This window comes from Streptomyces sp. NPDC031121 (assembly GCF_055570615.1).
The window spans coordinates 360,920-386,844 of sequence record NZ_JBVIGV010000009.1; the positions used below are offsets into that span (position 1 = coordinate 360,920).

General features: G+C 76.5%; 20 protein-coding genes and 1 pseudogene. 18 read left to right on the forward strand and 3 right to left on the reverse strand.

From position 1 onward, the window contains the following. Positions 1-127 precede the first annotated feature (127 nt). The 6 genes from ACZ462_RS19440 (at position 128) to ACZ462_RS19465 (ending at position 5,877) form a co-directional block, all read left to right on the forward strand. Positions 128-2,533 carry a sensor histidine kinase gene (locus ACZ462_RS19440; protein WP_467804193.1) on the forward strand — a complete coding sequence of 802 codons (2,406 nt, stop codon included), beginning with the start codon at positions 128-130 and terminating at the stop codon, positions 2,531-2,533. Further along, complete coding sequence (locus ACZ462_RS19445) at positions 2,530-2,946, forward strand: roadblock/LC7 domain-containing protein (RefSeq protein ID WP_467804192.1); 417 nt, start codon at positions 2,530-2,532, stop codon at positions 2,944-2,946. The genes ACZ462_RS19440 and ACZ462_RS19445 overlap by 4 nt, the downstream gene beginning before the upstream one ends. Further along, positions 2,946-3,419: a DUF742 domain-containing protein gene (locus tag ACZ462_RS19450; protein WP_467804191.1), complete on the forward strand. Its 474-nt coding sequence runs from the start codon at positions 2,946-2,948 to the stop codon at positions 3,417-3,419. Before ACZ462_RS19445 ends, ACZ462_RS19450 begins: the two co-directional genes overlap by 1 nt. Continuing rightward, a complete protein-coding gene (locus ACZ462_RS19455; protein WP_467804190.1) occupies positions 3,373-4,035 on the forward strand; it encodes a GTP-binding protein in 663 nt (220 codons plus the stop codon). The genes ACZ462_RS19450 and ACZ462_RS19455 overlap by 47 nt, the downstream gene beginning before the upstream one ends. A gap of 127 nt (positions 4,036-4,162) precedes the next feature. Further along, complete coding sequence (locus tag ACZ462_RS19460) at positions 4,163-4,795, forward strand: endonuclease (RefSeq protein WP_467804189.1); 633 nt, start codon at positions 4,163-4,165, stop codon at positions 4,793-4,795. Positions 4,796-5,013: 218 nt separating this feature from the next. Continuing rightward, the gene (locus tag ACZ462_RS19465; RefSeq protein ID WP_467809674.1) at positions 5,014-5,877 is read left to right on the forward strand and encodes a CAP domain-containing protein; all 864 of its coding nucleotides are present in this window, start codon (positions 5,014-5,016) and stop codon (positions 5,875-5,877) included. A 128-nt stretch (positions 5,878-6,005) separates the two neighbouring features. On the opposite strand, the gene ACZ462_RS19470 is transcribed toward ACZ462_RS19465, so the two are convergent. Beyond that, positions 6,006-6,284, reverse strand: a complete 279-nt coding sequence (locus ACZ462_RS19470) for a hypothetical protein (RefSeq protein WP_467809675.1) — start codon at positions 6,282-6,284, stop codon at positions 6,006-6,008. A 4-nt stretch (positions 6,285-6,288) separates the two neighbouring features. On the opposite strand from ACZ462_RS19470, the gene ACZ462_RS19475 reads away from it, so the two are divergent. The 6 genes from ACZ462_RS19475 to ACZ462_RS19500 all read left to right on the forward strand — a co-directional run bounded on the left by ACZ462_RS19475 (position 6,289) and on the right by ACZ462_RS19500 (position 11,041). After that, positions 6,289-6,549, forward strand: a complete 261-nt coding sequence (locus tag ACZ462_RS19475) for a hypothetical protein (RefSeq protein WP_467809676.1) — start codon at positions 6,289-6,291, stop codon at positions 6,547-6,549. A 239-nt stretch (positions 6,550-6,788) separates the two neighbouring features. Beyond that, complete coding sequence (locus ACZ462_RS19480; protein WP_467809677.1) at positions 6,789-7,556, forward strand: thioredoxin family protein; 768 nt, start codon at positions 6,789-6,791, stop codon at positions 7,554-7,556. Next, entirely contained in the window at positions 7,553-8,167 is a 615-nt protein-coding gene (locus ACZ462_RS19485) for a TlpA disulfide reductase family protein (protein WP_467809678.1), read from the forward strand. The genes ACZ462_RS19480 and ACZ462_RS19485 overlap by 4 nt, the downstream gene beginning before the upstream one ends. A gap of 69 nt (positions 8,168-8,236) precedes the next feature. After that, a complete protein-coding gene (locus tag ACZ462_RS19490) occupies positions 8,237-8,830 on the forward strand; it encodes a single stranded DNA-binding domain-containing protein (RefSeq protein ID WP_467809679.1) in 594 nt (197 codons plus the stop codon). Between the two features lie 88 nt (positions 8,831-8,918). Beyond that, on the forward strand, positions 8,919-9,641 hold the full coding sequence (locus ACZ462_RS19495; RefSeq protein WP_467809680.1) for a response regulator transcription factor: 723 nt from the start codon (positions 8,919-8,921) through the stop codon (positions 9,639-9,641). After that, positions 9,638-11,041: an ATP-binding protein gene (locus ACZ462_RS19500; RefSeq protein WP_467809681.1), complete on the forward strand. Its 1,404-nt coding sequence runs from the start codon at positions 9,638-9,640 to the stop codon at positions 11,039-11,041. The genes ACZ462_RS19495 and ACZ462_RS19500 overlap by 4 nt, the downstream gene beginning before the upstream one ends. A gap of 144 nt (positions 11,042-11,185) precedes the next feature. Here the strand turns inward: ACZ462_RS19500 and ACZ462_RS19505 are convergent, their stop codons facing one another. Beyond that, positions 11,186-12,304, reverse strand: coding sequence for an alcohol dehydrogenase catalytic domain-containing protein (locus ACZ462_RS19505; protein ID WP_467809682.1), 1,119 nt, complete (start codon positions 12,302-12,304; stop codon positions 11,186-11,188). Between the two features lie 134 nt (positions 12,305-12,438). On the opposite strand from ACZ462_RS19505, the gene ACZ462_RS19510 reads away from it, so the two are divergent. From ACZ462_RS19510 to ACZ462_RS19535, 6 genes and pseudogenes are all read left to right on the forward strand, one after another. Further along, the gene (locus ACZ462_RS19510) at positions 12,439-13,842 is read left to right on the forward strand and encodes a DUF6777 domain-containing protein (protein WP_468252455.1); all 1,404 of its coding nucleotides are present in this window, start codon (positions 12,439-12,441) and stop codon (positions 13,840-13,842) included. Between the two features lie 153 nt (positions 13,843-13,995). Next, a complete protein-coding gene (locus tag ACZ462_RS19515) occupies positions 13,996-16,245 on the forward strand; it encodes an MMPL family transporter (RefSeq protein WP_467809684.1) in 2,250 nt (749 codons plus the stop codon). Positions 16,246-16,297: 52 nt separating this feature from the next. Next, positions 16,298-20,938 (forward strand): aminotransferase class I/II-fold pyridoxal phosphate-dependent enzyme, encoded by a 4,641-nt coding sequence (locus tag ACZ462_RS19520; protein WP_467809685.1) that lies wholly within the window; start codon positions 16,298-16,300, stop codon positions 20,936-20,938. 412 nt (positions 20,939-21,350) lie between these two features. After that, positions 21,351-21,491: pseudogene (locus ACZ462_RS19525) on the forward strand (hypothetical protein); the annotation flags it as partial. A gap of 293 nt (positions 21,492-21,784) precedes the next feature. Further along, positions 21,785-24,220, forward strand: coding sequence for a SpoIIE family protein phosphatase (locus ACZ462_RS19530; RefSeq protein WP_467809686.1), 2,436 nt, complete (start codon positions 21,785-21,787; stop codon positions 24,218-24,220). A 168-nt stretch (positions 24,221-24,388) separates the two neighbouring features. Further along, entirely contained in the window at positions 24,389-24,625 is a 237-nt protein-coding gene (locus tag ACZ462_RS19535; protein WP_467809687.1) for a response regulator transcription factor, read from the forward strand. A gap of 96 nt (positions 24,626-24,721) precedes the next feature. Here the strand turns inward: ACZ462_RS19535 and ACZ462_RS19540 are convergent, their stop codons facing one another. Further along, positions 24,722-25,735 carry a serine/threonine-protein kinase gene (locus ACZ462_RS19540; RefSeq protein ID WP_467809688.1) on the reverse strand — a complete coding sequence of 338 codons (1,014 nt, stop codon included), beginning with the start codon at positions 25,733-25,735 and terminating at the stop codon, positions 24,722-24,724. Between the last annotated feature and the right edge of the window lie 190 nt (positions 25,736-25,925).

A 25,925-nucleotide genomic window follows, 5' to 3' on the forward strand; every position in this document is an offset into this window, starting at 1 on the left:
CGCTCATAACATGCTCCGATTATCGAAACAACGTATCGGTTCCGCCCGTGTGGCTGGTTATGATCAGCGCCTCCCGACTGGCTGTCGTCCCCGCTCCCCTCCCCTGCCCAGCCGCCCCCGAGGAACGATGTCTTCCACAGAACCCGAAGGCCCACCAGCGCCCCTGACGACCCGGCAGCGGGGGCCGCGGCGGCGGACCGTGCGGCTGCGCACGCTCCTGGTGTGCCTGGCGGTCGTGCCCACGGTGGCCATGGGCACGCAGACGGTGCTGACCGCCGAACGGCTGCTGGACCAATCCGCGCACCTGCGCGCCGATGTGGCGGCCAGTGAGCGCACCGGCGTCCCCCTGTACACGCTCCTCGTCGACCTCCAGGCCGAGCGCACCGCCTCGGCGGCCCTGTGGGCGGGCGGCCCCGGAGCCGAGCAGGAGCTCCGGCAGCGGCGGCAGGCCACGGACCGCGCGGCGGCCGAATTCCGCCGGGCGGCCGCCGAGGCGGGCGTGTCCGTCGGGGAAGTGGCGCGCCAGCTCGGCGACCTGGCGGTGTACCGCGGGCGCGCGGACGCCCGCACCGGCACTCCCGACAGCCTCCTCGGCTACTACACCGCGCTGGTCAGCGAGATCATCCGCGTCTACCAGCGCGAGTTCAGCCACGCCGAGGACGCCGAACTCACGCAGGCCAGCCGTCCTGTGGTGTCCCTGCTCTCCGCCTCCGAGATGGTGGCGCGCCAGGACGCCCTGCTGGCCCTGGCCGGGCCCTCCCGGGAGCTGAGCGCCTCCGCCTTCGACCAGTTCACCAGTGCCGTGGGCACGCAGCGCTACCTGTACGAGACCTGGGTCGTTCCGTACCTGCCCGAGCGGGACCGCCGGTTCTACGAGCGCATCACCACCTCCCCGGCCTGGGAGACGAAGACCCGCATCGAGAACGCGATCATCTTCGAGAACAAGGACTCCGACACCGGCATCCGGCTGCCCGCCGACGTCGGCGAATGGCGCGCGGCGCACGGCAGCTTCTCGATGCAGATGGCCACCCTCAACATCGACCGGGCCCGGCACGTCCTCGCCATGGGCGAGGCGAAGGCGGACGGGCTGGAGACCGAGGTGGCCTGGGTGATCGGCGGCAGCGGCGCCGGGCTGCTGCTCGTCGTGGCGATCATGGTGGCCGGCACCCGGTCGGTGCTGCGGCGCCTGGACGGGCTGCACCGGCGCACGGTCGCGGTCGCCGAGCGCATCCTCCCGGACGTGGTGGCGCGGCTCGGCAGCGGCCGTCCCGTCGACGAGTCGGTGCTGCCGAAAGTCGGCGGGCACCGGGACGAGGTCGGGCGCATCAACGACGCGTTCGCGCGGGTCGTCGCGGTGTCCGTCGACGGGCACCGCAGGCTCGCCGCCGAGCGCCACGGCTTCGGCATGTTCGCCTCCGGCATCGCCTCGCGCACCGGGAACCTGGTGAGCCGCCAGCTGGCCCTCACCGAGGACATCCAGGACGCTTTCGGCCACGACGAGTCGCTGCTCGCGCAGTTGATGCGGTCCGACCAGCTCACGGTGGGCATGCGGCGGCAGATCGAGAACCTGCTCATCCTGTCGGGCGGCGAGATCCCCGACCCGCACACCGAACCCATGCGGATCGCCGACCTGCTGCGCGAAGCCGCCGCCGAGGTCGAGGACTTCCGGCGGATCGAGCGGCAGGCGCTGGACGAGGCGAGCGTGCAGCCGCACGTGATCAGCCAGATCAGCCACCTGCTCGCGGAGCTGCTGGACAACGCCACCCGGTTCTCCCCGCCGCGCTCGAAGGTGGTGATCCGCGCCGAACTCGTCGCCGACGGCCTGTCGGTGGAGATCGAGGACCGCGGGCCGCGGGTCGCATCGGCCACGTACGAGGAGATGAACCGGCGCCTGCACAGCGCACCGCCGTACGCCGTCCTCGCCGAGAACGCCCACCGGCTGGGCCTGTTCGTGGTCGGCCACCTCGCCGAGCAGCTCGGCGCGACGGTCACGCTGCGGCGCTCGGTGTACGGGGGCACCTCGGCGGTGGTCGTGCTGCCGGGCGGGCTGCTGGCCTCCGCGGACCGGAGCGCGGCGCAGTCCGCGCCCCCGGCCCGCCCGGCCGCGGAGGACGCCGCCGAGGCGCCGGTCGCCGCCCCGGCGCGGGAGGCCGTACGCCCGCCCGCGCCGGAGCCCCCGGCCGCACCGCCCGCCGGGGACCCCGTAGCGGGGCGCCCGACCGGGCCGCGGGCCGTCGCGCCGGCGCCGGTGCCCACTGCGGCCGGGCTGCCGAGCCGCCGCCGCAGCGACCCCGCGCCGGCCCGCGCGGAGGGCGCTCCGCGCCCCGCGCTCCCCGCCCGGGACGGCGCCCGGCCGGCGCTTCCCGAACGCGTGCCGCAGACGCACATGTCGCAGCAGCTGCGCGGCCCGCGGGCGCCCGAGACCGCCGCCCGCCCGGATCCGGCGACGCCCGAAGAGGTGGCCGACGCCTGGGCGGACTACGAACAGGGGACCCAGAAAGTGGAAGAAGAGCTCCGACAGGATCAGCCATGACGACGACACCGAACGACATGATCTACAGCGTTCTGGACAACAACCTGAGCAGGATCGCCGGCATCCAGGGCGCCGTGCTCCTGTCCAACGACGGGATCGGGCTGAGCGCCTACCTGCTCGAACGGGACCAGGCGGAGCGCATCGCCGCCGCCTGCTCCGGGGTCGCCTCCACCATGAAGGCGATCTCGCGCGAGGTGGACGGCGGCCGGGTGATCCGCCAGCTCGTCGAGATGGACGACCGCTACCTCTGCATCGTGGGGTGCGGCGAGGGCAGCACCCTCATCGTGGTGACCTCCCGCAAGGCGCGCCTGGGAGAGCTGGGCGGCGAGGCGGTCCGGACCGCGCAGGCGCTCGGCGAGTGGCTGGGCACCCCGGAGCGGACGCAGGCGCAGCCTCCCGCCTCCACCGCGTAATGCCGCAGGACGCCGCGGACGCCGCACCCGGCCCCGGACCGGAGCCCGAGCCGGCAGCGGACGCGGGGCCGGAGGCGGGAGCGGACCCGCCGCCGGGCGGCGGCGGGCCGCGCGCGCCGCGGCGCGCCGGCGGGCGCCGCCGGACCCGCCTGTACGCCCTCACCGACGGCCGGACCGCCGCCCCCTGCACCGTCATGACCATGGACACGACGATCACGGCGGCGGTCCCGGAGGACGCCTGGAGCGGGCTGCCCAGCGAGTGGCGGGCCGTCCTCGCCATGTGCCCGGCGCCGGACGGCCGCGCGGTGGCCGAGATCGCGGCCCGCATGCACATCCGCCTGACACCGATGGCGCTGCTCCTCGGCGAACTCGCCGACCGCGGGCTGATCCACCGCCGGCCGCCCCTGGACGGGGCGGAGGCCGCCGATGTCCACCTGCTCAGGAGAATCAGGGACAACCTTGCCCGCATATGAGAACGCCGCCCGGCAGGCGGCCCCCGTCAAGATCCTCGTGGCCGGCGGCTTCGGCGTCGGCAAGACCACCTTCGTCGAGACGGTCTCGGAGATCGAGCCGCTGCGCACCGAGGAGCGGCTGACGGCCGCCGGGGTCGGCGTCGACGACCTGGACGGCATCGAGTCCAAGGCCGTCACCACCGTCGCCATGGACTTCGGCCGGATCACCCTCACCGACGCCGGGGTCGCGCTGTACCTGTTCGGCACCCCGGGCCAGGAGCGGTTCTGGTTCATGTGGGACGACCTGCTGCACGGCGCCCTCGGGGCGGTCGTCCTGGTCGACACCCGCCGGCTGGACCGCAGCTTCCCGGCCGTCGACTTCTTCGAGAGCCGCGGACTGCCGTTCGTGGTGGGCGCGAACTGCTTCCACGGGGAACAGGCCTACACGGCAGAGGAGATCGCCGCGGCCCTGCACCTGCGGGATCCGGCGACGCCCGTCCTGATGCTGGACGCCCGCGAGCGGGAGGACGCCCGCGGTGTCCTCCTCGCCCTGCTCGACCTGCTCATCGCCCGGGCCGCGGACCCGGGCGCGGAGCCCGGGGCAGCGCTGAGGGGGGCCTCCGCGGCGGGCCGCTGAGCCCTGCGCACGGCGGGGTTCCGGCGGGCGCGGGCGGGGTAGGCGCCGCGGTGACGCACCGCGGCCGGGCGGGCCGCCCGCTGCACCGCGGGCGTACGGGGCGCGCGTACGAGGAAGGAGCGCCGCGATGGGAACCGCCGAGGTGGCCGCCGGACTCCTTCGCGACCACGGCCGGACCTACGCCGACGAGGCCGGCATCCGGCTCCGCGACACACCGTCACCGCTGTACCGGCTGCTGGTGCTCGCGGTCCTGTGCTCGACCCGGATCAGGGCGGACATCGCCACCGCGGCCGCCCGCGAGCTTTCCGCGGCGGGCCTGCGCACCCCGCGGGCGATGGCGGACTCCGCCTGGCAGGACCGGGTGGATGCGCTCGGGCGCGCCCACTACGTCCGCTACGACGAGAGCACGGCGACCGCGCTCGGGGAGGGGGCGCACCTGCTGCTGGACCGCTACCGCGGCGACCTGCGCAGGCTGCGGGAGGAGGCCGGCGGCGACACGGGCGCGCTGCGCGCGGGGCTCATGGAGGTGCCGCGGATCGGCCCGGTCGGCGCGGACATCTTCTGCCGCGAGGCGCAGGCCGTCTGGCCGGAGCTGCGGCCCTTCTTCGACGAGCGCTCCCGCTCCGCCGCCCGCAAGCTCGGGCTGCCCCGCTCGGCGGACGGCCTCGCCGCGCTGGTGGCTCCGCAGGACCTGGCCCGCTTCGCCGCGGCGCTGGTGCGCGCCTCCCTGTCGAAGGGGTCCGCTTCGGGACCCGGGTGACGGCCGGACCGCCGCGTTCCGCGGAGGCCTCCTCCGACTCCCGGGCTGCCGGGGCAAGTTGGGCGGAATGCCGGTCTCGTCCCTGTGTTGATCCTGAGGGCTTCCTTAAGGGACCTTGAAGAACTCTTTCCTGGCGCTTTTTTCGCTGGTCACGCGCCTAGGCTCGGGCGGACTCCCATCCCCCCCCCCCCCCCCCCCCCTAGCGAGGTGTCACCGGCATGAGCCGCAGCCGTACCCCCGAAACCGTGTCCCGCGCCGAGGCGCGTCGCCGGAAGGCCGTGCGTTCGCGCATCGTGCTCTCCGTCACCGCGGCGGCCGCGGTCGTGGCGGTCGGCGTCGCGGTGGCCGACTCCGACGGCGACGCCCGCACCGAGCGCCGGGCCGGCGGCACGGCGGGCGCCGCGTCCGGCTCGGCCGCCGCCGGCGCCGCGACAGGCACGGAGTCCGCCACCCCGCCCGCCCCCGGCGCCGACGCGTCGGCCTCGGCGAGCCCGAGCCCGTCCGCCACTCCCGAGGCGTCCGCGTCCGCGTCGGCATCGGCGCCGGCCGGGGAGCCGTCCGCGGAGGGCGGCACCGAGGCCAAGGCGGCGCCCGCCTCCTCGGCGGCGCCCGCGCGCAAGCCCGCGACGGGCGGCGGATCGGGCGGGTCGGGCGGGTCCGGAGGATCGGGCGGGTCGGGCGGGTCGGGCACGGTGAACACCGACGCCGAGTCGGCCGTCCTCGCCCTCGTCAACAAGGAGCGCGGCGCGGCCGGATGCGGCCCGCTCTCCTCCAACGCGAAGCTGAGCGCCGCCGCTCGTGCGTACAGCGACACCATGGCCCGCAGCGGCGTCATGTCGCACACGGGCCCCGACGGGTCGACCATGACCAGCCGGGTGGAGGCCGCGGGCTACGCCTGGTCCCGCCTCGGCGAGAACATAGCCCGCGGGCAGGCGGACGCCGACGCGGTCATGAAGGCCTGGATGAACAGCCCCGGCCACCGCGCCAACATCCTCAACTGCGCCTTCAAGGAGATCGGCATAGGCGTCCACAAGGGCCACGGCGGCCCCTGGTGGACCCAGAACTTCGGCGCGCCGAGGTAACCCCTGCCCCCCCCATGGCCGGCGTCCCCCGTACCCGTCCCCGGGTGCGGGGGACGCCGGCTTCCGGGGGACCCGTGACGGGCCGGACGGCGCGTCGGCCACTATGGGGCCGTGCCTCGAACTCCGCGTTACCTGCTCATATGGCTGTCGTGCACGGCCGCCAGCGTGACTGCCGTGCTCGCGACGGTCCAGTTCGTGGTCGGTTCGACCAGGCAGACGCCCCCGGTCGCACGGTCCGCCCCCATGGTCGTGAACACGCCGCCCGCGTGGCTGGCGGTGACGAACCCGTCGGCGAGCCCGTCCCCGACGGCCTCCCCCAGCGCGTCCGCCGGCGCCACGCCGCGGCCGTCCCCGTCGTCGGGCTCCCCCACCCCGGCCAAGCCCTCGGCGGGCGCCTCCCGGTCCACCGCCGTGAAGTCCTCCGCAGACTGCGAGGAGGGCGGGGCGGGCCTGCACACCGTCCCCTCGCAGGGCGGCCGGGCCACCGTGCGGTACGGCAGCCGGGGGGTGTGCCTGATCTCCGCGGTACCGAACCTGGGCTTCAGGACCACCACTTCGCAGACCTCCGCCGACACGCTCACCGTGACGTTCACCAGTGACGACCACCGCTCCGCCATCACCGCGACGGTCGTGCCCGGGGCGAAGGCCAGCGTCCGCGAGACCTCCTTCTGAGCGGCCCGCGACGGCCCCCGGCGAAGCGGAAGGTGAGCTGTTCCTTAGGGCAACCTCAAGATCCGGCCGAGGGGGTTCCGGCCGCCCGGCGCGGTCCTATGCTCGCGTCAGCAGAGCGGCCGCAGGTGCCGGGGCACGCCGCCCGGCCCGGTCCGGCCGCCGCTTCCACCGCGCCGGAGGGTGTTCGCCCCTTCCGCCGTCCGACCGTGCCCTGGGGTGACTCCGCCATGACTTCTCGCATGCTCCGATCCGTCCGCGCCGGCCTCCGGACGGCGCCGGCCCGTTCCGCTCCGGCGCTCGGGAGGCGGCTGCCGGCGGTCGCCGCTGCGGTGCTCGCGGCGGGGCTGACCGCCGCCTGCGGGCCGTCCTCCCAGCCCGTCGGGGCCGCCTCGCCGTCCGCGGCCCGGCAGTCCGCCGAGGCCCTGCCCGCCGATGCCCTCCCCGCCGGGGCGGAGTCCGCGAGCGGCTCCCCCGAGGTCTCCGCGACCGCGTCGGCGGCGCCGTCCGCCTCCGCCAGTGCGCAGCCCTCGGCCCCGCCCTCCAAGACCGCGTCCGCGCCCGCGTCCAAGCAGCCCTCCGCGCCGCGCACCTCGGCCGCGCCCGCGCCGGCGCGGGTGCCGGGCCCCGGCTACGACGCCTCGGCCGACGCGCAGAAGCAGGTGGACGCGGCCCTGCGCGCGGCCAAGGCCGACGGGCGGATGGTACTCCTCGACTTCGGGGCCAACTGGTGCGGCAACTGCAAGGCGGCGGACAAGGTGTTCGCGCAGCCGCAGACCACGGCGATCCTCGGGGCCTCGTACCACCTGGTCAAGATCGACATCGGCGGCGGCAGCTCCGCCAACTCCGCGCTGCTGGGCAAGTACAGCCCCTCCGGGGGCACGTACAAGATGCCCGTGCTGGTCGTCCTCTCCCCGTCCGGGACGGTGCGCACGGACACGCACGTCACCGGGAACCCGTCGCTGACCGCGGACGGCATCAACGCCTTCCTGCGCCGGTGGGCGTCGTGAGACGGCCGGTCGCCGCGGTCGCGGCGGCCGCCCTGGCGGCAGCGGGCCTCGCGGGGGCGGCGGCCTGGCCCCCCGGCGGCGGCTCCGTGCAGGGGCGGGGCGGCACCGGCGGTACGGGCACGGGGGCGGCGCCCGCGATCGCGGAGCCGGCCGCCCGGCCGGCGGTCCCCGAATTGGCCGGCGCCGACCTCGACGGGCGGCGGGTCGACCTGGCGGGCTTCCGCGGCCAGGTCGTCGTCGTGAACGTGTGGGGCTCCTGGTGCGCCCCGTGCCGGGCGGAGGCCGACGACCTGGAGCGCGTCAGCCGGCAGACCCGCGCCGACGGCGTCCGCTTCCTCGGGATCAACACCCGTGACCGGGACCGCGAGGCGGCCCGCTCGTTCGTCCGCGCGCACGGCGTGGGCTTCCCGAGCCTGCACGATCCGGACGGCGCACTGCTGCTCCGCTTCCCGCCGTCGGTGCTGAACCCGCAGACGGTCCCCTCGACGCTGGTCGTCGACCGCCGGGGCCGCGTCGCCGCCGCGATCGGCGGCTCCGTCACCGAGGAGCAGCTGCGTCCCCTGGTCGCCCGGGTCGCCGGGGAGGCCCCGGACTCCGCCGCGGCCTTCTGACACCTCCCCCCGCGCCGGACAAGACGGAACCAAGAGATACACATGGCACACACGACACAGGTGGCACACATGCCTCAGACCATCCGCGCGAACACCCCGCCGCGAACGGGGCGTTCGCGCCCGGCGCGCCCCGCCGCCGCCCTCCTCTGCCTCGCCGTGCTCACCGCCTGCGGCGGCCGGGGCGCCGAGCGGGCGGAGGGCGCCGCCGCCTCCGCGCCCACGGCGAGCTTCACCGACAAGGGCGTCACCGTCACCCTCTCGATCGCCGACTGGCGCGACTCGAAGGGCACCCTGAAGGCCGTCTTCACCCCCGAGGAGAAGGGGTTCCACCTGTACAGCACCGACCTGCCCGCCACCGGCGTCGAAGGCGTCGGCAGGCCGACCGCCGTCTCCGTCACCGGAGCGCTCCGCGCCGAGGGGAGGCTGACCGCCGCCGCGGACGTGCGCTCGATCAGCGTGCCCGGGGTCGGCGCACCCGTCCCCGTCTACCCGGACGGCCCGGTCACCACGACGCTGCCGGTCCGCGCCGACGGCACCGGGGACGCCACCGTGCTGCTCGGCTACGCCAGCTGCAGCACCGAGGACGGCTGCACCATCCCCGTCTCCGACCGGCCCGTCCACCTGCGCATCACCGCCGACGACCCGGTGTTCGCGCCACGCTGACCCCGGCAGGGCACGCCTGTGCCGTCCGCCCCGACCGGTGAGCGGCCTCCCCTCGGACCGCTCCGGCCCACCCCCTAAGGTGTCCCCCATGCCGAGCGTCCTGGTCGTGGAAGACGACCCCAGCATCCGCCAGTCCCTGATCGAGGTCCTGGCGGAGCACGGGTACGCCGTACGCAGCGCGGCCGACGGCTTCGGCGGCCTGCGGGAACTCACCCGGACTCCCGTCGACGCGGTGGTCCTCGACCTGGGGCTGCCGGACCTCGACGGCGGGGACGCCCTGCGCATGATCCGCGGGATATCGTCGGTGCCCGTGCTGGTGGCCACCGCACGGGACGACGAGACGGAGATCATCAAGCTCCTCAACGCGGGCGCCGACGACTACCTGGTCAAGCCGTTCTCCGGCGGGCAGCTCATCGCGCGCCTCGCCGCCGTGCTGCGGCGCACCAGCCACGTCCCGCCCGCAGGCGCCGGCTCCGGGGCCGCCCCGGCAGCCGCGTCCGCCGCGCCGCAGCCGGCCACCGTCGGCGAGCTCGTCGTCGACCCCGGCGCCCGTACCGCCCTCCTCGCCGGCCGCGAGCTGCGGCTCACCCGCAGGGAGTTCGACCTGCTGGCGTTCCTGGCCCGGCACGCCGGCCAGGTCGTCTCCAAGCGCCGCCTGCTGACCGAGGTGTGGCGCGAGCCGTACGTGGACGACCAGACCGTGGACGTGCACCTGTCGTCCCTGCGCCGCAAGCTCGGCGAACGCGCGGCGGCCCCGCGCTACCTGAGGACCGTCCGCGGCGTCGGCATCAAGCTGGTGGCCCCCCGTTGAGGCGTTCGCTGGCCGGGGTGGCGCTCGCCGTGACCTCCATGGTCGCGCTGTCCTTCCTCATACCGCTGGCGCTCCTGGTGATGTCGCTCGTCAAGGAGCAGGGGGTCAACGAGGCCGAGCAGCGCGCCGCCGCGCTGGCGCCGGTCCTCGCGCTGACCACGGAGCCGGCCGCCCTGCGCGAGTCGGCGGCCAGCCTGGACGGGGGCGAGCACCTCGTCGTCCACCTCCCCGACGCCGGCGCGCTCGGCAGGTCCAAGGCGCCCGCGGCGCTCCTCGAACGTGCCCGGAAGGGGCGGGAGTCGATCTCCCAGGAGGTTTCCGGCGGCTGGATGTGCCTCCAGCCGGTCGTGCTGCCCGGCGACCGGGTCGCCGTCGTCGAGAACTTCGTCCCCGAGGAGGAGCTGAGCCGCGGGGTCGCGGAGTCGTGGGCGGTGATGACGTTCCTCGCGGTCGGGCTGATCGCCGGCTCGGTCCTCGTCGCCGACCGCCTGGGCGCGAAGGTCGTACGGTCCTCGAAGCGGCTCGCCCAGGCCTCGCGCGCCCTCGGCGCGGGCGACCTGGACACCCGGGTGGACCCGATGGGCCCGAAGGAACTCCGCGAGGCGGGCGTCGCGTTCAACGCGATGGCGCACCGCATGACCGAGCTGCTGGCCGTGGAGCGCGAGCTCGTCGCCGACCTGTCGCACCGGCTGCGGACCCCGCTGACCGCCCTCCACCTGGCGTCGGAGCGGATGGCGGGCACGCCGGAGTCCGCGCGCGTCGAGGCGGCCGTCGGGGAGCTGGAGGCGGAGCTCCAGGCCATCATCGCGGCGGCGCGCACCCCGCTCGCGGTGGGCCCCATGGGCCAGGGCCTCCTCGGCGCCGAGCCCGCCGCGGGGCGGGGTCGCGCCGGTGCGGCGGGGGCCGGGCCGCGCTGCGAGGCGGCCGAGGTGGTGCGCGGGCGGACGGCGTTCTGGACGGTGCTGGCGGGCCACCAGGAGCGGGAGTGCGCCCTGGACCTCACCCTGGAGCCCACGCCGGTGGCGCTCTCCGAGGACGATGTCGCGGCGGTGGTCGACGCCCTGATCGGGAACGTCTTCCGGCACACGCCGCCGGGGACACCGCTCGGCGTGCGTGTCGTGCGCTCGGCCCTGGCCGTCGAACTGGTCGTGGAGGACGGCGGGCCCGGCATCCCGGATCCCGACCGGGCCCTGTCCCGCGGCAGCAGCACCGGCTCCACCGGGCTGGGGCTCGACATCGCGCACCGGGCGGCCGGCGCCGCGGGCGGCTCCGTGCGCATCGGCCGGAGCCCCCTGGGCGGCGCCCGCATCGCGGTCGGGTTCGCCCTGGCCCCCGCTCCGCTGTCGGGGCGGAGGCCGCGCACCTCGCGGCGCCGCCCGGCCTGGCCGCGCAGGCGCTGAGGCCGGGCGGTTGCCCGGAGGCGCCAGGGCGCCGGCGGCGGCAGGATCTTTCTGCGGGTCCCGCCCGCCTTCAGCAGGGCGTGCGCCCGGGGCGCATCCTCGACCGGCAGCGCGCGGGCTCGGGCTCCGGCACGGCGAACGGGGTCAGGGAGACGAAGCGCCCCCCGTCGCGCACCGCCGCGACCGTCGCGGCCGCTCCGCCGCGTCGATGACGGCGTCGTACGCGCCTGCCGGCGGGGGCGCGGCCTCGGAGAACACCTCGGCGGCACCCAGCCCGCGTACGGCCTCCGCATCGCCGGGGCGGGCGAGGGCGGCCGGGTGCAGGCCGCGCAGTGCGAGTCGGCCGAGGAACCCGCCGACCGCGCCGGCGGCGCCGCAGACGGGGAACCGGCCGGTGGAGCCGGGTCCGAGCCGGTCGAGGGCCCGCTGGGCGGTGAGCGCGGCCGGCGGCAGGGCGGCCGCGTGCCCTGGCGGGACGTTGTCCGGCGCCCGGACCGCGAGCCGCTCGCCGAGGGTGGCGTACTCGGCCGAGACGTCGGCCCCGTCGGACGGCGAGGGGCGCAGGGCGAACACGCGGTCGCCGGGCCGGAAGCGGCCGGCCGCGGAGCCGGTGGCGACGACGGTGCCGGAGACGTCCCAGCCGATGACGGCGGGCAGGACCGGGGAGGGGATGTCGCCGCGGCGCACGGCCAGGTCGACGGGGTCCACGGCGGCCGCGGCGACCCGGACGGGGATCTCCCCGGCGGCCGGCCGCCGGGTGTCCCGCTCGGTGACGGCGAGGACCTCCGGCGGGCCGGGGAGCCGAAGGCCGGGCCGGCCGGCCGGCCGGGCAAATCTGCGTCCCCCGCCGGGCCCCGAACCATCGGGAGAGGAAGACCACGGTCGGTCGGCGGCGGGGAGCCTGCCGGTCAGGCTCGTTTCGGGCGCCCGGGCGGGCGGTGCGCGGCATGGTGCGGGGCAGCGCGGGACGGGGCTCGTGACGATTCGGCTTGCGGATTCTGCGGGCACGGGGCGCACAATGTGTGCTAGCAGACAAACCCACACAAGGGGTACGACGGGCGGCGAGGGCGCCACGGCCGGGACGACCGGTCGGACGCGCGGCGCCGGTGCCGGGTGGGAGGGAAACGGTGAGTTCCGAACCGCGCTCCGAGCGCCCCACCGGCCCGCCCTCCGGCCCGCTCTCCGGCCGCCCGTCCGGCGACGCGACGAGGCAGGGCCCGCCGCCGCCCCCGCCGACGGTCGGCGGCGGGGGCGGGAGCACACCCGGCGGCCCCGGGGGCCCGGGCGGTCCCGGGGGACCCGGCGGTCCGGGCGGTCCGGGTGGTCCCGGCGGGCCCGAACAGCAGTCGGGCGGGGGCGGGCGCCCGTGGTGGCGCTCGGTGCCGCGGATCGCGACCGTGACCGGGGCGGCCGTGGTCGCCGGCGTCCTGGCGGTCGTCTTCACCCGGCCCGACGGCGGGGGCGGCGGCGGGCGGGAGACGACGGCCGGAGAGGTGATCCTGGAGCCCACCGGGTCCAGCGGCGAAGAACCTTTCACGCCCTCGACGGCGAACGCGACGACGGCGCTGCCGGCCGCGGCGCCCCGCGTCACCCCGACGACGGCCCGGGCCCTCACGAGCGTGGCGGGCTCGGAGCCCGGCCTGTACGGCGGCAGCCGCAACCTCGCCAGCTGCGACGTGGAGAAGCAGATCCGCTACCTCGGCTCGGACCCCGCGAAGAACAGGGCCTTCGCCTCCACCCTGCAGGTCAAGGAGTCCGCGGTCCCCGGCTATCTGCGCTCGCTGACACCCGTTCAGCTCCGCTCGGACACCCGCGTCACCAACCACGGCTACCGCAACGGCGCGGCCACCAGCTACCAGGCAGTGCTCCAGGCCGGCACGGCCGTCCTGGTCGACAGCCATGGCGAGCCGAAGGTGCGCTGCGCCTGCGGCAACCCGCTGGGCCGCGCGGTACCGCAGGCCGGGACCCCCGAGCAGAAGGGGAAGAGCTGGCCCGGCTACCGGCCGCAGAACGTCGTCGTGGTCAACCGCTCGGAGACGGTGGTCAAGGTCTTCGTCATCTTCGACCACAAGGACCGCGAGTGGGTGAGCCGGCACTCGGGCGACCACGGCGAGCGCGACAGGAAGGCGGCGCCGCCGCCGAAGCACTGGCCGCTGCCGCCGACGAAGCCGCCCGTGACGGAGCCGCCCGCGACGAGGACCCCCCACGAGACCCGCAACCCGTCCTCGCCGGGCCACGAGACCCGGAAGCCCTCCCCGCCCGGCCACGAGACCCGGCAGCCGACCTCCCCCGGCCACGAGACCCGGAAGCCCGAGAGCCCGGCCTCGCAGTCGCCGGCCTCCGAGCGGCCCCGCGTGCGGGAGAGCCGGCCGCCCGCGTCCGAGTCCCCGGACCGTGAGTCCCCGGGGCGCGAGTCGCCGTCGGCGCCGGCGCCGTCGGAGCGCCCGAACCTGCGGGACCCGGAGAGCGAGCAGCCGGCCGCGCCCTCCAAGGAGAGCCCCGCCCCGCAGCCGTCCGCGCCGCCGTCGCCGGAGCGCCCGAACCTGCGGGAGACGCAGTCCGAGCCCCCCGCCCCCGAGCCCTCCCCGGCTCAGCCCTCGGCCCCCGCCCCGCAGTCGCCCCAGTCCCCGGGCCGGCAGGAGGAGAGGCCGCCGCAGGCGCCGAGCCCGGAACGGCCCGCCCAACAGCCCTCGGCTCCCGCGGAGCAGGAACGCCCCGCCCAGCAGTCACCCGCCCCCGACGGCCCCGGCGAAGCACCCGGCGAGCAGCAGCCCGACAACCAGCAGCAGCCGGGCAACTGACGCCTCAGGCATCGCGGGCAGCCGACGGGTCCCGCTCGGCCTGTCAAGTAACGAACTGCCGGAACTACGCCAGGCTCCCCCTCCCCGGCACGGTGGAACCCATCGCCCCCGCACCCTCGCGGGAAGCGCTCGCCGAAGGGATCGGAGAGGTCCATGTTCCGCCGTGCAGGGAGCTTCGCGACGCGCCGGCCGCGGCTGGTGCTCGTCGCCGGGCTCGTCTTCCTGCTGGTGTCCGCCGTGTTCGGTGCCGATGCGGCCGGCCGGCTGAAGACGCAGGGGTACGACGTCCCGGGCTCCGAGTCCGGCCGGGCCGCCGCCGTCGCGGCCGCCGAGCAGCTCGGCGCCTCGCCCAACCTGGTCCTGGTCGCCCGGGCCGGCGCCGGCTCCGTCGACTCCCCGGCGGCCCGCGCGGCGGGCGCCGATCTGACCCGGCGCCTCGCCGCCCGGCCGTACGTCGGCTCCGTGGCCTCGTACTGGAACGGCGGTGCGGCGGAGCTGCGCAGCCGCGACGGCCGCTCCGCGATGGTGGCCGCCCACGTCGACGGCGAAGGCGAGCGGCTCGCCGAGCGGGTGCGGGAGCTGGCCGCCGAACTGACCCGCCCGGCGGCCCCACCGGCGCTCCGCGTGCACGCCGGCGGGTCCGCGCTCGTCGACGCCGAACTCCAGGAGGTCTCGGAGTCCGATCTGGAGCGGGCCGAGGCGGTCGTCCTGCCCGGCACCCTCCTCCTGCTGGTCCTGGTCTTCGGCAGTGTGGTGGCCGCGGCCCTCCCGCTGCTGGTCGGCGCCCTGGCCGTCGCCGGCACCCTGCTGGTGCTGAGTGTCCTCGGCTCCCTGACCGACGTGTCGGCGTTCGCCCTCAACCTGACCACCGCGCTCGGCCTCGGCCTGGGCATCGACTACGGGCTGCTGGTCGTCTCCCGCTTCCGCGAGGAGCTCGCCGCCGGACACGAGCCGCGCAGCGCCGCCGTGCGCACCGTGCGCACCGCCGGCCACACCATTCTCTTCAGCGCCGCGACGGTCTCGGCGGCCCTCGCCACCCTGCTCGTCTTCCCCCCGTACTTCCTGCGCTCGTTCGCCTACGCGGGCATCGCCGTGGTGGCCGTGGCCGCGGTCAGCGCCGTGACCGTGCTGCCCGCCCTGCTGACGCTGCTCGGCAGGCGGGTCGACGCGTGGCCGGTCCCCTGGCGGGGGCGCGCCCGCTCCGGATCCCGGTCGCGCTTCTGGGAGGCGCTCGCGCGGGTCGTCGTACGGCGGCCGCTGCTCGCGGCGCTGCCGGTGGCCGGGCTGCTCGTGCTGCTCGCCGCGCCGCTCGGGCACGCCGGGTTCGCCACCCCCGACGACCGGGCACTGCCCGCGGGCAGTGCCGCCCGGCAGGCCGGGGACCTGGTCCGCGGCGAGTTCGACGCGAAGGCCGCCGGATCGCTGACCGTCGTCGTCACCGGCGGGGCCTCGCCGTCGGACCGACGGGACTACGCCCGCCGGCTGTCCGCGCTGCCCCGCGTCGCACAGGTCACCGGCCCGGACGGCACCTTCCGGGGCGGCACCGGCCCGTCGGCGCCGGGCCCGGCCGGTCCCGCGCCCGCCTCGGCCGGAGGCGGCCGGGACACCGTGCGGCTGGCCGTGGTCCCGCAGGACGACCCCGGTTCCCGGGCGGCGCAGCAGCTCGTGCGCGACGTCCGCGGTGCGGCCGCCCCGGCGGGCGGCGAGGCCCTCGTGGGCGGGCCGAGCGCGGTGCTGGTCGATGCGAAGGACACCGTGCGGGACCGGATCCCGGCGGCCGTCGGCGTGATCACCCTGACCACGTCTCTGCTGCTGTTCGCGTTCACGCGGAGCGTGCTGCTGCCGCTGAAGGCGATCACCCTGAACGCGCTGAGCCTGGCCGCCGTCCTCGGGGCCATGGTGTGGGTGTTCCAGTCGGGCCACCTGCAGGGCCTGCTGGGCTTCACCCCGGGCCCGCTCAGCACGACCATGCCGGTGCTGCTGTTCTGCATCGTCTTCGGACTGTCCGTGGACTACGAGGTGTTCGTCCTCGCCCGGATCAAGGAGGCGCACGACGCCGGCGAGGACAACGCCCGCTCGATCGTCTCGGGCGTCGCCCGCACCGGCGGCATCGTCACCACCGCCGGCGCCCTGCTCGCCTTCACCCTGCTGGCCTTCGGGACGTCCCGGGTCTCGCTGCTGCAGTTCTTCGGGATCGGCGCCGGACTCGGCGTCCTCCTCGACGCCACGCTCGTGCGGGGCGTCCTGGTCCCGGCGCTGATGCGGCTGGCCGGCGGCCTGAACTGGTGGGCGCCGCGCCCGCTGCGGGCGAAGGCCCCGCGACCGCGGCCCCCGGCGGCGGCGCCCGCGCGGTGCCCGACCGCGGCGCGGCTGTCCGCGCCCCCCGTCCCGGCACGCGGCTGACACCGCGCGCCCGTACGCCCGTACACCGATCACCCTTGGAAGGAACCCCGCCATGACCGACATCGCCATCACCGGACTCGGCTGCCGCTTCCCCGGCGCCCCCGACGTACGCGCCTACTGGAGGCTCCTGCTGGGCGCGGAGCGCCGGTTCGGCCCCGTCCCGGCGGAGCGCTGGAACCACGAGCCGTTCCACGAGCCCGGCGACCCGTCGGCGCCGCTGGCCGCGTACACCGACCAGGTGGCGTTCGTGGACGGAGTGGACCGCTTCGACGCCCTGCACTACGGGGTGCCGCCCTCCCGCGCCCGGGCCATGGACCCGCAGCACCGGCTCATGCTGGACGTGGCCCGCGAGGCCCTCGACGACGCGGGGCTGGGCCGCGGCGGCTTCGACCGGGAGAACACCGGGGTGTTCGTCGGGATCTCGGTGTCCGACTACAAGGACCTCATGACGTCTCCGCTCCGGGCGATCGCCCTCGCCTCCGACGAGGCAGACGGGGCAAACGGGTCGGAGGGCCGCGGTCGCGTCGACGCGGTCAGGGAGCGGGCGCGCCGGCTGGGCGCCTTCCAGCCGTACACGCTGCCGGGGAGCCTGCTGAACATGGCGCCCGGCACCATCAGCCGGCAGTTCGGCCTGGGCGGGCCGAGTTTCGCCGTCGACGCCGCCTGCTCCGGCTCGCTGGTCGCCCTCGACCAGGCCGTGGCCCACCTGCGCCAGGGCAGCTGCCGGGTCGCGGTGGTCGGCGGCGTGTTCCTCAACCTCACGCCCGACGGCCTGATCGGCTTCTCCCGGCTCCGGGCCCTGTCCGCGTCCGGGGTGTGCCGGCCCTTCGACGAGGCCGCCGACGGCTTCGTCCTCGGCGAAGGCGCCGGCGCGGTCGTGGTGCGCCCGCTGGCCGACGCCCTCGCCGCCGGCGACCGCGTCTACGCCGTGGTCAGGGGCATCGGCTCCGCGAACGACGGCGCCTCCCCCGGGCCGCTCGCCCCCACACCGGAGGGCCAGCTGAGGGCGATGCGCCGGGCCTACGAGGACGCGGACGCGGCGCCGTCCTCCGTCGGCTTCCTGGAGGCCCACGGCACCGGCACGGCCGCCGGCGACCGCTCCGAGGTCGAAGCGCTGCTGCGGCTGCGCACCGAGCACCCCGACGACGACCCGGGCCTGTGCTACCTCGCCGCCGGGAAGGCGCTGATCGGGCACTCGCTGGCCGCGGCCGGCATGGCAGGGCTGATCAAGACGGCCCTGGCCGTCCACCACCGCACGATCGTGCCGCAGCCGCCCACCTCCCCCCACCCGGACCTGCGCATATCCGCCGCGGGCCTGCGCTTCGCCGACACGGCTCGGCCCTGGCCGGAGGGGCCCGGCCCGCGGCGGGCCGCCGTCAGCTCCTTCGGGTTCGGCGGCACGAACGTCCACGTGGTGCTGGAGGAGCCGCCCGCCGCGCCGGCGGCCTTCCCGGCAGCGCCGGTGAAGCACCGGGCCGGCCCGCAGCTCGTCCTGCTGTCGGCGGGCAGTACGGAGCTGCTGGTCGAGCACCTCGGCGAGGTGATCGACGCGCTCGACGCCCTGCCGGCGGAGCAGCGCCCGCCGATCACCGCGCTGGCACACACGCTCGGCTCGCGGCAACCGCTGACGGCCCGCCTCGCGGTCGTCGCGGACGACACCGACGGGTTCGTGCAGCGGCTGCGGGGGGCCCGCCGCCAACTCGCGGACGGCGCCCGCGGCGACCTCGGGGACGGCGCCTTCGCCGCCGACGCGCCGCTGCCGGCCGCACGGCGCCGCATCGCGTTCGTCTTCCCGGGCGAGGGCAGCCAGCGGCCGGGCATGCTGCGGGAGCTCCACGAGAGGTTCCCCGGCTTCCGGGCGGACATCGAGGCCCTGGGCAGCGTGGTCGGGCGCGCCACCGGAGTCGACGTCGCCGGCCTGCTGTACGGGGCCGCGGCCCGCCCGCCGGGCTCCGCGGACGGGCTGCGGCGGCGGTTCGCCTCGACCGACGTGTGCCAGCCGCTGCTCGGGACCGTGCAGATCGCCGCGACCCGCCTCCTCGCCGGCTGCGGCATCACCCCGGACCTGGCGCTCGGCCACAGCGCGGGCGAGTTCGCGGCGGCCTCCGCGGCCGGGGCGCTCACCGGCGAGGACACCGTCCGCCTGCTGGCGCGCCGCGGGGCGGCCCTGAAGGAGGCCGAGCGGAAGGTGCGCGGCGGGATGCTCGCGGTGCAGGCCGACGAGGAGACCTGCCGGCGGCTCGCCGACGGGATCGACGGCGTGTGGCCCGCCTGCTTCAACCAGCAGCGGCAGGTCGTCGTCAGCGGTACGCCGGAGGGCCTCGCCGCGCTGCGCGAGGCCTGCGCCGAGGCGGGCGTGGTCACGGCGGCGCTCGAGGTGTCGAACGCCTTCCACTCGCCGCTGGTCGACGGCGCCGAGGACGCGGTGCGCACGGCCCTCGCCGCCTGCCGGCCGGCCCGCCCGTCCCTGCCGTTTGTTTCGTGCGTGGACGCCGCGGTGCACACCGAACCCGGGGAGCTGCGCGGGCTGTGGGCCCGGCACGCGTCCGAGCCGGTCCGCTTCGGCGACGCGGTCCGCACCGCGTACGCGGCGGGGGCCCGGGTGTTCCTCCAGGTGACCGGTGGCGGCTCGCTCCTGGCGTCGGTCAGCCGCAACCTCTACGGCCGCGACGACGTCCGCGTCGCCGCCGTCGACGCCGAGGGCGGGGGCGGCGGCAGCCGCGGCTTCGTCCTCACCCTCGCCCGGCTCGCCGTGATGGGCGTACCCGTCGACCCGCGCGCCCTGGTGCCCCCGGCCGACCGCCGGATGGCCGACCTGCCGGCGGCGCGCCTTGCCACCCGCTCGTACTGGCTGCCGGGGCGGCGCGGGGCCCGGCCCGACCGCCCGGACACGGCCGCCGTTCACCGGAGTTCCGCGATCCCCGCCCCGACCGGCACTCCCGAGGAGGCTCCGACGGACCGGTCCGTGCGGGAGCTGCTCCGGCTGGCCCGGGAGCAGGCGGCACTGATCACCCGCCTCACCGAGGCACTGCCCGCACCGGAGGCCGGCCCCGGGCCGGCGGCCGTACCGGAGCCCGGGCCGCCGGCCGCGGCGCCGGCCCCCGACCCGGCGCCCGCTGCGGACGCCGACAGCGCCGCCTCCGGTGTCCGCGCGCACGTGGCCCGGATCAGCGCCTTCCCGGTGGAGCACCTGCGCGACGAGCAGCTGCTCGTGGACGACCTCGGCTTCGACTCGCTGATGCTCGCCGACCTGTTCACGGCCCTGCGGCGGCAGTACCCCGGGTGGACGTTCGACGAGCAGACGGCGGACCGCCCCACCGTCGGCGGCCTCGCCGCGGCGGTCGCGGACGCGTCCGCCGACCCCGGGGCCGGAGCGCTGCCCGTCCCGCGGACGGAAGGCGCGCCACCCGCGGCTCCGGCGCCCGACCCGGCTCCGGCGCCCGACCCGGCTCCGGCTGCCGGCCCGCCGCCCGAGGAGCACACGCGGATCGAGTGCTTCCCGGAGATCGCGGCGCACGGCGAGCGCTTCTCGCTCCTCGACCGGACAGGCCTGCGCAACCCGTACTTCCTCGTCCACGAGGGCGGCATGACGGACACGACGGTGATCGGCGGCCGTACGCTCCTGTCGTTCTCCGGGTACAACTACCTCGGCCTCGCCACGCACCCCGCGGTCTGCGAGGCCGCCCGGGAGGCGGTCGCACGGTGCGGCACCTCGGCGTCCGCCAGCCGCCTGCTGTCCGGGAGCCGGCCCGTGCACCTGGAACTCGAATCCGGGCTCGCCGACCTGCTCGGCTGCGAGGCCGCGGTCACCCTGGCCAACGGCCACGCCACGAACGTGACCGTGATCGGGCACCTCGTCGGCCCGGAGGACCTCGTCGTCCACGACTCCCTGGCCCACGACAGCATCCTCCAGGGCTGCCGGCTCTCCGGGGCGACCCGCAGGCCGTTCCCGCACAACGACGCGGCCGCCCTCGACGCGCTGCTGGCGCAGGTCAGGCACCGGTACCGCCGGGTGCTGGTGGTCGTCGAGGGCGTGTACAGCATGGACGGCGACATCGCCGACCTGCCGGCACTGATCGCCGTCAAGCGCCGGCACGGCGCCCTGCTGATGGTCGACGAGGCGCACAGCATCGGCACGCTCGGAGCGACCGGCCGCGGTGTCGGCGAGCACTTCGGGGTCCACCGCCCGGACGTGGAGATCTGGTCGGGCACGCTGTCCAAGGCGCTGGCGAGCTGCGGCGGGTACGTCGCGGGGAGCCGCCGGCTGGTGGAGTACCTGCGGTACACGGTTCCCGGGTTCGTCTACAGCGCCGGCATGACCCCGGCCGACGCGGCCGCGGCCCTGGCGGCGCTGCGGCTGCTGCGGGCCGAGCCGGAGCGGGTCGCCGGGCTGCGGGAGAACGCGGCGCTGTTCGCCGCCCTGGCCCGGGAGGCGGGCGTCGACATCGGCGTCAGCCGGGACACCCCGGTGGTGCCGTGCATCGTCGGCGACTCGACGCGGACGCTGCGGCTCGCGGAGGCCCTGTACGAGGAGGGCGTCAGCGTCAATCCGATCCTGCACCCGGCGGTGCCGGAGGAGCTGGCGCGGCTGCGCTTCTTCGTCACCTGTGCACACACGCCCGACCAGATCCGCAGGGCCGCCGCCGTGCTGGAGCAGGCGCATCGGCGCCTCGACCCGGCGTACGCCGCCTGAGGCCGCCGTGGACACCGCGCACACCGCGCCCGCCGCGGACACCGCACCCGCCGGGGACGGCGCCTTCCCGCCGATCGCGCCGGGCCGCATCCGCCACTGGTGCGGGGCGGCCCTCCTGACGGCCCCGCGGCGCAGTCTGCTCGGGGCGGTACCCCCGCTGTCGCCGGCGGAGGCGGGCGTGCTGGGCGGGCTGCCGGCCCGGCGGCGGGCCGAGTGGACGGCCGGCCGCCTGCTCGCCAAGCGGCTGGCCGCGCAGGCGTGCGGGGTCCCGGAGGCCGCGGTGGAGGTCCTGCCGCGCGCCGACGGCAGCCCCCGCGTCCTCGCCGGCGGCGCCCCGGTGCCGGGCCTGCACCTCTCCATCAGCCACACCGCCGGGCACGCTGCGGCCGCGCTCGCCCGGCGGCCGGTCGGGGTGGACCTGTGCGAGACCGCCTCGGCCGGCGCGGTGTACAGGGTCGCGGACCACGTCCTGTCTCCGCGGGAGCTCGCGCTCGTCGCCGGCGGGCGCCCCGAGGCCCCGGCCGCGGCGTGGGCGCTGAAGGAGGCCGCCGTCAAGGCGGACCGGGGCAGCGTCTTCGGGGCTGCTCCGCGCGGCGTGCCGCTGCTCCGCCTGCGGCCGCCCCGGCTCGGCGGGGGGGCGCCGCGCGGCGGTGTGGCGGGCCGGGAGCGCGGTGCTCGCCCTGGTCCTCGCGGGGCCCGGAGCGCCGGCGGGCCGGGCAGCGACCGGCGGCGGTACTGCGTTGGTGCTCCCTGCCCCGCTGGATCATGCTGGTGTGTGGAGCCCCTGGCCGTGCAGGTTCCCGAGGGACAGCGGCAGAGGAACGAGCGAGGGCGAGATGAGCGGCGATGGAGCGACTTCCCACCTCTGCGGGTGACAGGTCGGCGGGCACCGGGGCGCCGTCCGGGCCGGCGTACACGGCCGCGGCGACCGTCAACGAGCAGGGCGTCGTCACCGAGTGGAGCGAGGGTGCGCGCTGGCTGCTCGGCTACGAGGCCTCCGAGACGGTGGGCCGGCCGGCCGCGGAGCTGCTCGCGGACGATCCGGCGGAGTCGGCGCGGCGGGCGGCCCCCTGGCAGGACCGGTGGAGCGGCACCGTCGCGCTGCGGCACCGGGACGGCCACCGGCTGGAGGTGGGGCTGCTGGCGCACCGCTGGACCTCGACCGGCGGAACGGCGAAGTGGTTCGTGGTGTCCGCCGTGACGGGCACGGCCGGCCTGGGCTGGGGCGAGCCGCTGCGGGAGTGGGCGTTCGCCCAGTCGCCCTGCTTCCTCGCGGTGTTCGACGAGAACCTGCGGCTGGTGCGGGCGAACGCCGGGATGGAGCGGACCCTGTCCCTGGCGGAGTCGCAGATGCTGGGCCTGCGCCTGCCGGAGATCGCGCCGGACCCGGTGAGCGACGAGACCGAGCGGCGGATGCGGCAGGTCCTGGAGACCGCGGAGCCGCAGGTCGTGGACGCCTTCATCCGGCCGGCCGGGGCGAGCACCGAGCACGGCTGGGTGACCTCGCTGGCGCCGCTGCGGGACCCGGAGGGCCGCGTGCACGCCGTGTGCCTCGCCGCGCACGACAGGACGGGCATCGAGGGGACCCGGCAGCAGGTGCTCGTCCCGGACGACGACGCCGCCACCCGCATCGGCACCACCCTGGACAGCTCCCGCACGGCGCAGGAGCTGGCCGACGTGGCGGTCCCGAGGATCGCGGACTTCGCCGTCGTCGACCTGCTGGACCCCCCGCCGCGCGGCGACGAGCCGTCGTCCGGGCTGCCGGCCGGGCCGGTCACGGTGTGCCGGACGGCGGTGCGGTCGATCCTGGAGGGCAGCCCCGAGTCGCGGGTCTCCGTCGGGGAGACGACGGTGTACCCGCCGCTGTCCCCGCCGGCCGAGTGCCTGGCGGCCGGCCGCGGGGCCGTGTACACGACCTCGGACCCGGCGATCGCCGCGTGGGCGGCCGAGGACCCCGGGGCGTCCTGGATCAGCGAGTACGGGACGCACTCGACGATGGTCGTGCCCATGCGCGCCGACGGGATCGCGCTGGGCGTGGCCGTTTTCGGCCGCCACCAGCACCGGGAGCCGTTCCAGTCGGAGGACCTGTGGGCGGCCCAGGAGCTGGCGACGCGCGCCGCCGTCAGCATCCACAACGCGCGCCGCTACACCCGCGAGCACACGACGACCATGACGCTCCAGCGCAGCCTGCTCCCGCAGACGCTGCCGGACCAGGCCGCCCTGGACATCTCCTCGCGCTACCTGCCCGCCGGCGGGGAGGCCGGGGTGGGCGGCGACTGGTTCGACGTGATCCCGCTGTCCGGGGCGCGCGTCGCCCTGGTGGTGGGCGACGTCGTCGGGCACGGCATCCGGGCCACGGCGACGATGGGCCGGCTGCGGACCGCGGTGCGCACCCTGGCCGACGTGGACCTGCCGCCCGACGAGCTGCTCACGTACCTCGACGACCTCGTCCTGCACCTGTCCGCGGACGAGAGCGACCGGCAGGGCGCCGGCGAGGCGGCGCTCGGCATCGGCACCACCTGCCTGTACGTGGTGTACGACCCGGTGACCCGCAGCTGCACCGTCGCCCGGGCCGGGCACCCGCCGCCGGCCGTGGTCTCGCCGGAGGGGTCGGTGTACCTGCTGGACGTGCCCGCCGGGCCGCCGCTGGGCCTGGGCGGCCTGCCGTTCGAGACGGTCGAGACGGAGCTGCCGGAGGGCAGCCTGCTCGCCCTCTACACCGACGGCCTGCTCCAGGCCCGCGACCACGACATCGACGAGGCGCTGGACGGCATGTTCGCGGCGCTCGCCCGGCCGGCGTCGACGCTGGACACGGTGTGCGACCGGGTGCTGACGGCGATGCTCTCGCACCAGCCCGACGACGACGTGGCGCTGCTCGTGGCGCGGACGCGGGCGCTGCACGCGGACCAGGTCGTTGTGTGGGACCTCTCCTCCGATCCGTCCGTGGTGGGGCAGGCACGCCGCAACGCCACCGAGCAGTTGGCGGCGTGGGGGCTGGAGGAGGCGTCGTTCGTGACGGAGCTGCTGGTCAGCGAGCTGGTCACGAATGCCATCCGGTACGGCGAGCCGCCGATCCAGCTGCGCCTGATCCACGAGAAGAACACGCTGATCTGCGAGGTCTCCGACGCGAGCAGCACGGCCCCGCACATGCGGCGGGCCCGGACCTTCGACGAGGGCGGGCGGGGCCTGCTGCTGGTCGCGCAGCTGGCCCGGCGCTGGGGTACGCGGCACGCCGCGGTGGGCAAGACGATCTGGGCGGAGCAGTCCCTCATCGGCCTCTGACCAGCGGACGCGGCGCCTGTGACGCGCCTGTGACAAAGGGAGGACACGGCGGTGAAGGTCCCGGGCCAGGCTTTTCCATAAGAGACAAAAGGGACATTCGGTAACGAGTCCCTCTGCTTCCGAGGACGTGAGCAGTGACGGCCGAGCCCATTCGGCGGAGGAAAAGCCATGAGCCTCACACTCACCACCCCCACCGCGCAGGACGAGACCACCGCCGCCGCCCTGGCCCCGCGCGAGCAGGAGACGCTGCGGCACATCGCCGCCGGGCGCACGTACCTGCAGACCGCCCGCCACATGGGCCTCTCCAAGCACACGGTCGACGCCTACCTGCGGCGCATCCGCGCCAAGCTCGGCGTCAACAGCACGGCGGAGCTGACCCGGCTGGCCATCGCCCTGGGCCTGTGACGGCGGGGCCCGAGCGGCCCGGCAGGTGAAGCGGGGACTTCGGGGGGAAGCGGGGGACGGGGATGCGGGGCGGGAGGGGGTGGGGGCGGGGGGAGGTCACGTCCCTCGGGGCGTACCGCGGAAGACCGGCCGGGCCCACTCCGGCGGCTCCGGCGGCGGCCCGGGGGGCTCGTCCGTTCCGTCGGCCGACGGCCCTTCCCCGTGCGGGGGTTGTACGGACGTCCCGGCGCCCGCGGTGGCGGCGCGCAGGGCCGCGACGAACTCCAGGCACGAGCCGTACCGGTCCTCGGGCACCTTCGCGAGGCCCCTGGTCAGCACGTCGTCGGCGGCGGCCGGGATCTCCGGCCGCCGCTCCGTCAGCGGCGGCGGCTGGTCGAACTGGTGGGCCCACAGCAGGGCGGCGTCCTCCTCGCGCTCGAAGGGCGGTCCGCCCGCGAGGGTTTCGTAGACGACGCAAGCGAGGCTGTAGAGGTCGCACCGGCCGTCCACCGGCCGGCCCGAGATCTGCTCCGGCGCCATGTAGTCGAGCGTCCCGACGAACTCCCCCTCCGTGGTGAAACCGGTGAGCGACAGCGACTTCTTCGTCAGGCCGAAGTCCGTCAGGTAGACGTGCTCGGGGTGCTCGCTGTCCGGGCCCGCGGCGACCAGGATGTTGCCCGGTTTGACGTCCCGGTGCACCAGGTCGTGCTCGTGGGCGGCGTCCAGGGCCGACGCCACCTGGGCGGCGATGCGCAGGGCGGTCGCGACGGGGAGCGGGCCCTCCCGGTCCAGCAGGGCCCGCAGGTCGGCGCCGGGTACGTACCTCATGGCGATGTACAGGACGCCGTCGGTCTCGCCCGCCTCGAAGATCGGGACGATGTGCGGGTGCTCGATCGACGCGGCCACCCGCGACTCGTGCGTGAACCGGCGCCGGAAGGTGTCGTCCCGGGCGCGTTCGGGGGCGATCAGCTTGAGCGCGACCGTGCGGTCCAGGCGCAGGTCCTTGGCGCAGTAGACGACCGCCATGCCGCCGCGGCCCAGCATCCGCTCGACGCGGTAGCCGGCGATCTGCTTCCCGATCAGGCCGGAGGGCTGGCCCGCGTACACGCTCAGGCTCGACGGCGTGCCCATACGGAAGAGTCTATGCGGCGCCTGCCGGGGGTGCGCCCGCACGCGTCGCCGCCCCGGCCGGTGGGGCCGGGGCGGTCGGGGGCCGGGTGTCCGGGGGTCAGGGGCAGAAGGGGTTGGTGCCGGTCATCAGGGCGGGCCAGTTGCCTTCGAGGTAGTGCTTCTTCCAGGTGTCGAGCTGCCGGGTGGGGAG

What these genes read in the sequence shown, in the direction of transcription:
- ACZ462_RS19445 (WP_467804192.1), top strand. Translation starts at nt 2,530, where the DNA reads ATGACGACGACACCGAACGACATGATCTACAGCGTTCTGGACAACAAC.
- ACZ462_RS19530 (WP_467809686.1), top strand. Translation starts at nt 21,785, where the DNA reads ATGGAGCGACTTCCCACCTCTGCGGGTGACAGGTCGGCGGGCACCGGG.
- ACZ462_RS19535 (WP_467809687.1), top strand. Translation starts at nt 24,389, where the DNA reads ATGAGCCTCACACTCACCACCCCCACCGCGCAGGACGAGACCACCGCC.
- ACZ462_RS19515 (WP_467809684.1), top strand. Translation starts at nt 13,996, where the DNA reads ATGTTCCGCCGTGCAGGGAGCTTCGCGACGCGCCGGCCGCGGCTGGTG.
- ACZ462_RS19490 (WP_467809679.1), top strand. Translation starts at nt 8,237, where the DNA reads ATGCCTCAGACCATCCGCGCGAACACCCCGCCGCGAACGGGGCGTTCG.
- ACZ462_RS19450 (WP_467804191.1), top strand. Translation starts at nt 2,946, where the DNA reads ATGCCGCAGGACGCCGCGGACGCCGCACCCGGCCCCGGACCGGAGCCC.
- ACZ462_RS19440 (WP_467804193.1), top strand. Translation starts at nt 128, where the DNA reads ATGTCTTCCACAGAACCCGAAGGCCCACCAGCGCCCCTGACGACCCGG.
- ACZ462_RS19460 (WP_467804189.1), top strand. Translation starts at nt 4,163, where the DNA reads ATGGGAACCGCCGAGGTGGCCGCCGGACTCCTTCGCGACCACGGCCGG.
- ACZ462_RS19495 (WP_467809680.1), top strand. Translation starts at nt 8,919, where the DNA reads ATGCCGAGCGTCCTGGTCGTGGAAGACGACCCCAGCATCCGCCAGTCC.
- ACZ462_RS19480 (WP_467809677.1), top strand. Translation starts at nt 6,789, where the DNA reads ATGCTCCGATCCGTCCGCGCCGGCCTCCGGACGGCGCCGGCCCGTTCC.
- ACZ462_RS19540 (WP_467809688.1), bottom strand. Translation starts at nt 25,735, where the DNA reads ATGGGCACGCCGTCGAGCCTGAGCGTGTACGCGGGCCAGCCCTCCGGC.
- ACZ462_RS19520 (WP_467809685.1), top strand. Translation starts at nt 16,298, where the DNA reads ATGACCGACATCGCCATCACCGGACTCGGCTGCCGCTTCCCCGGCGCC.
- ACZ462_RS19465 (WP_467809674.1), top strand. Translation starts at nt 5,014, where the DNA reads ATGAGCCGCAGCCGTACCCCCGAAACCGTGTCCCGCGCCGAGGCGCGT.
- ACZ462_RS19455 (WP_467804190.1), top strand. Translation starts at nt 3,373, where the DNA reads ATGTCCACCTGCTCAGGAGAATCAGGGACAACCTTGCCCGCATATGAG.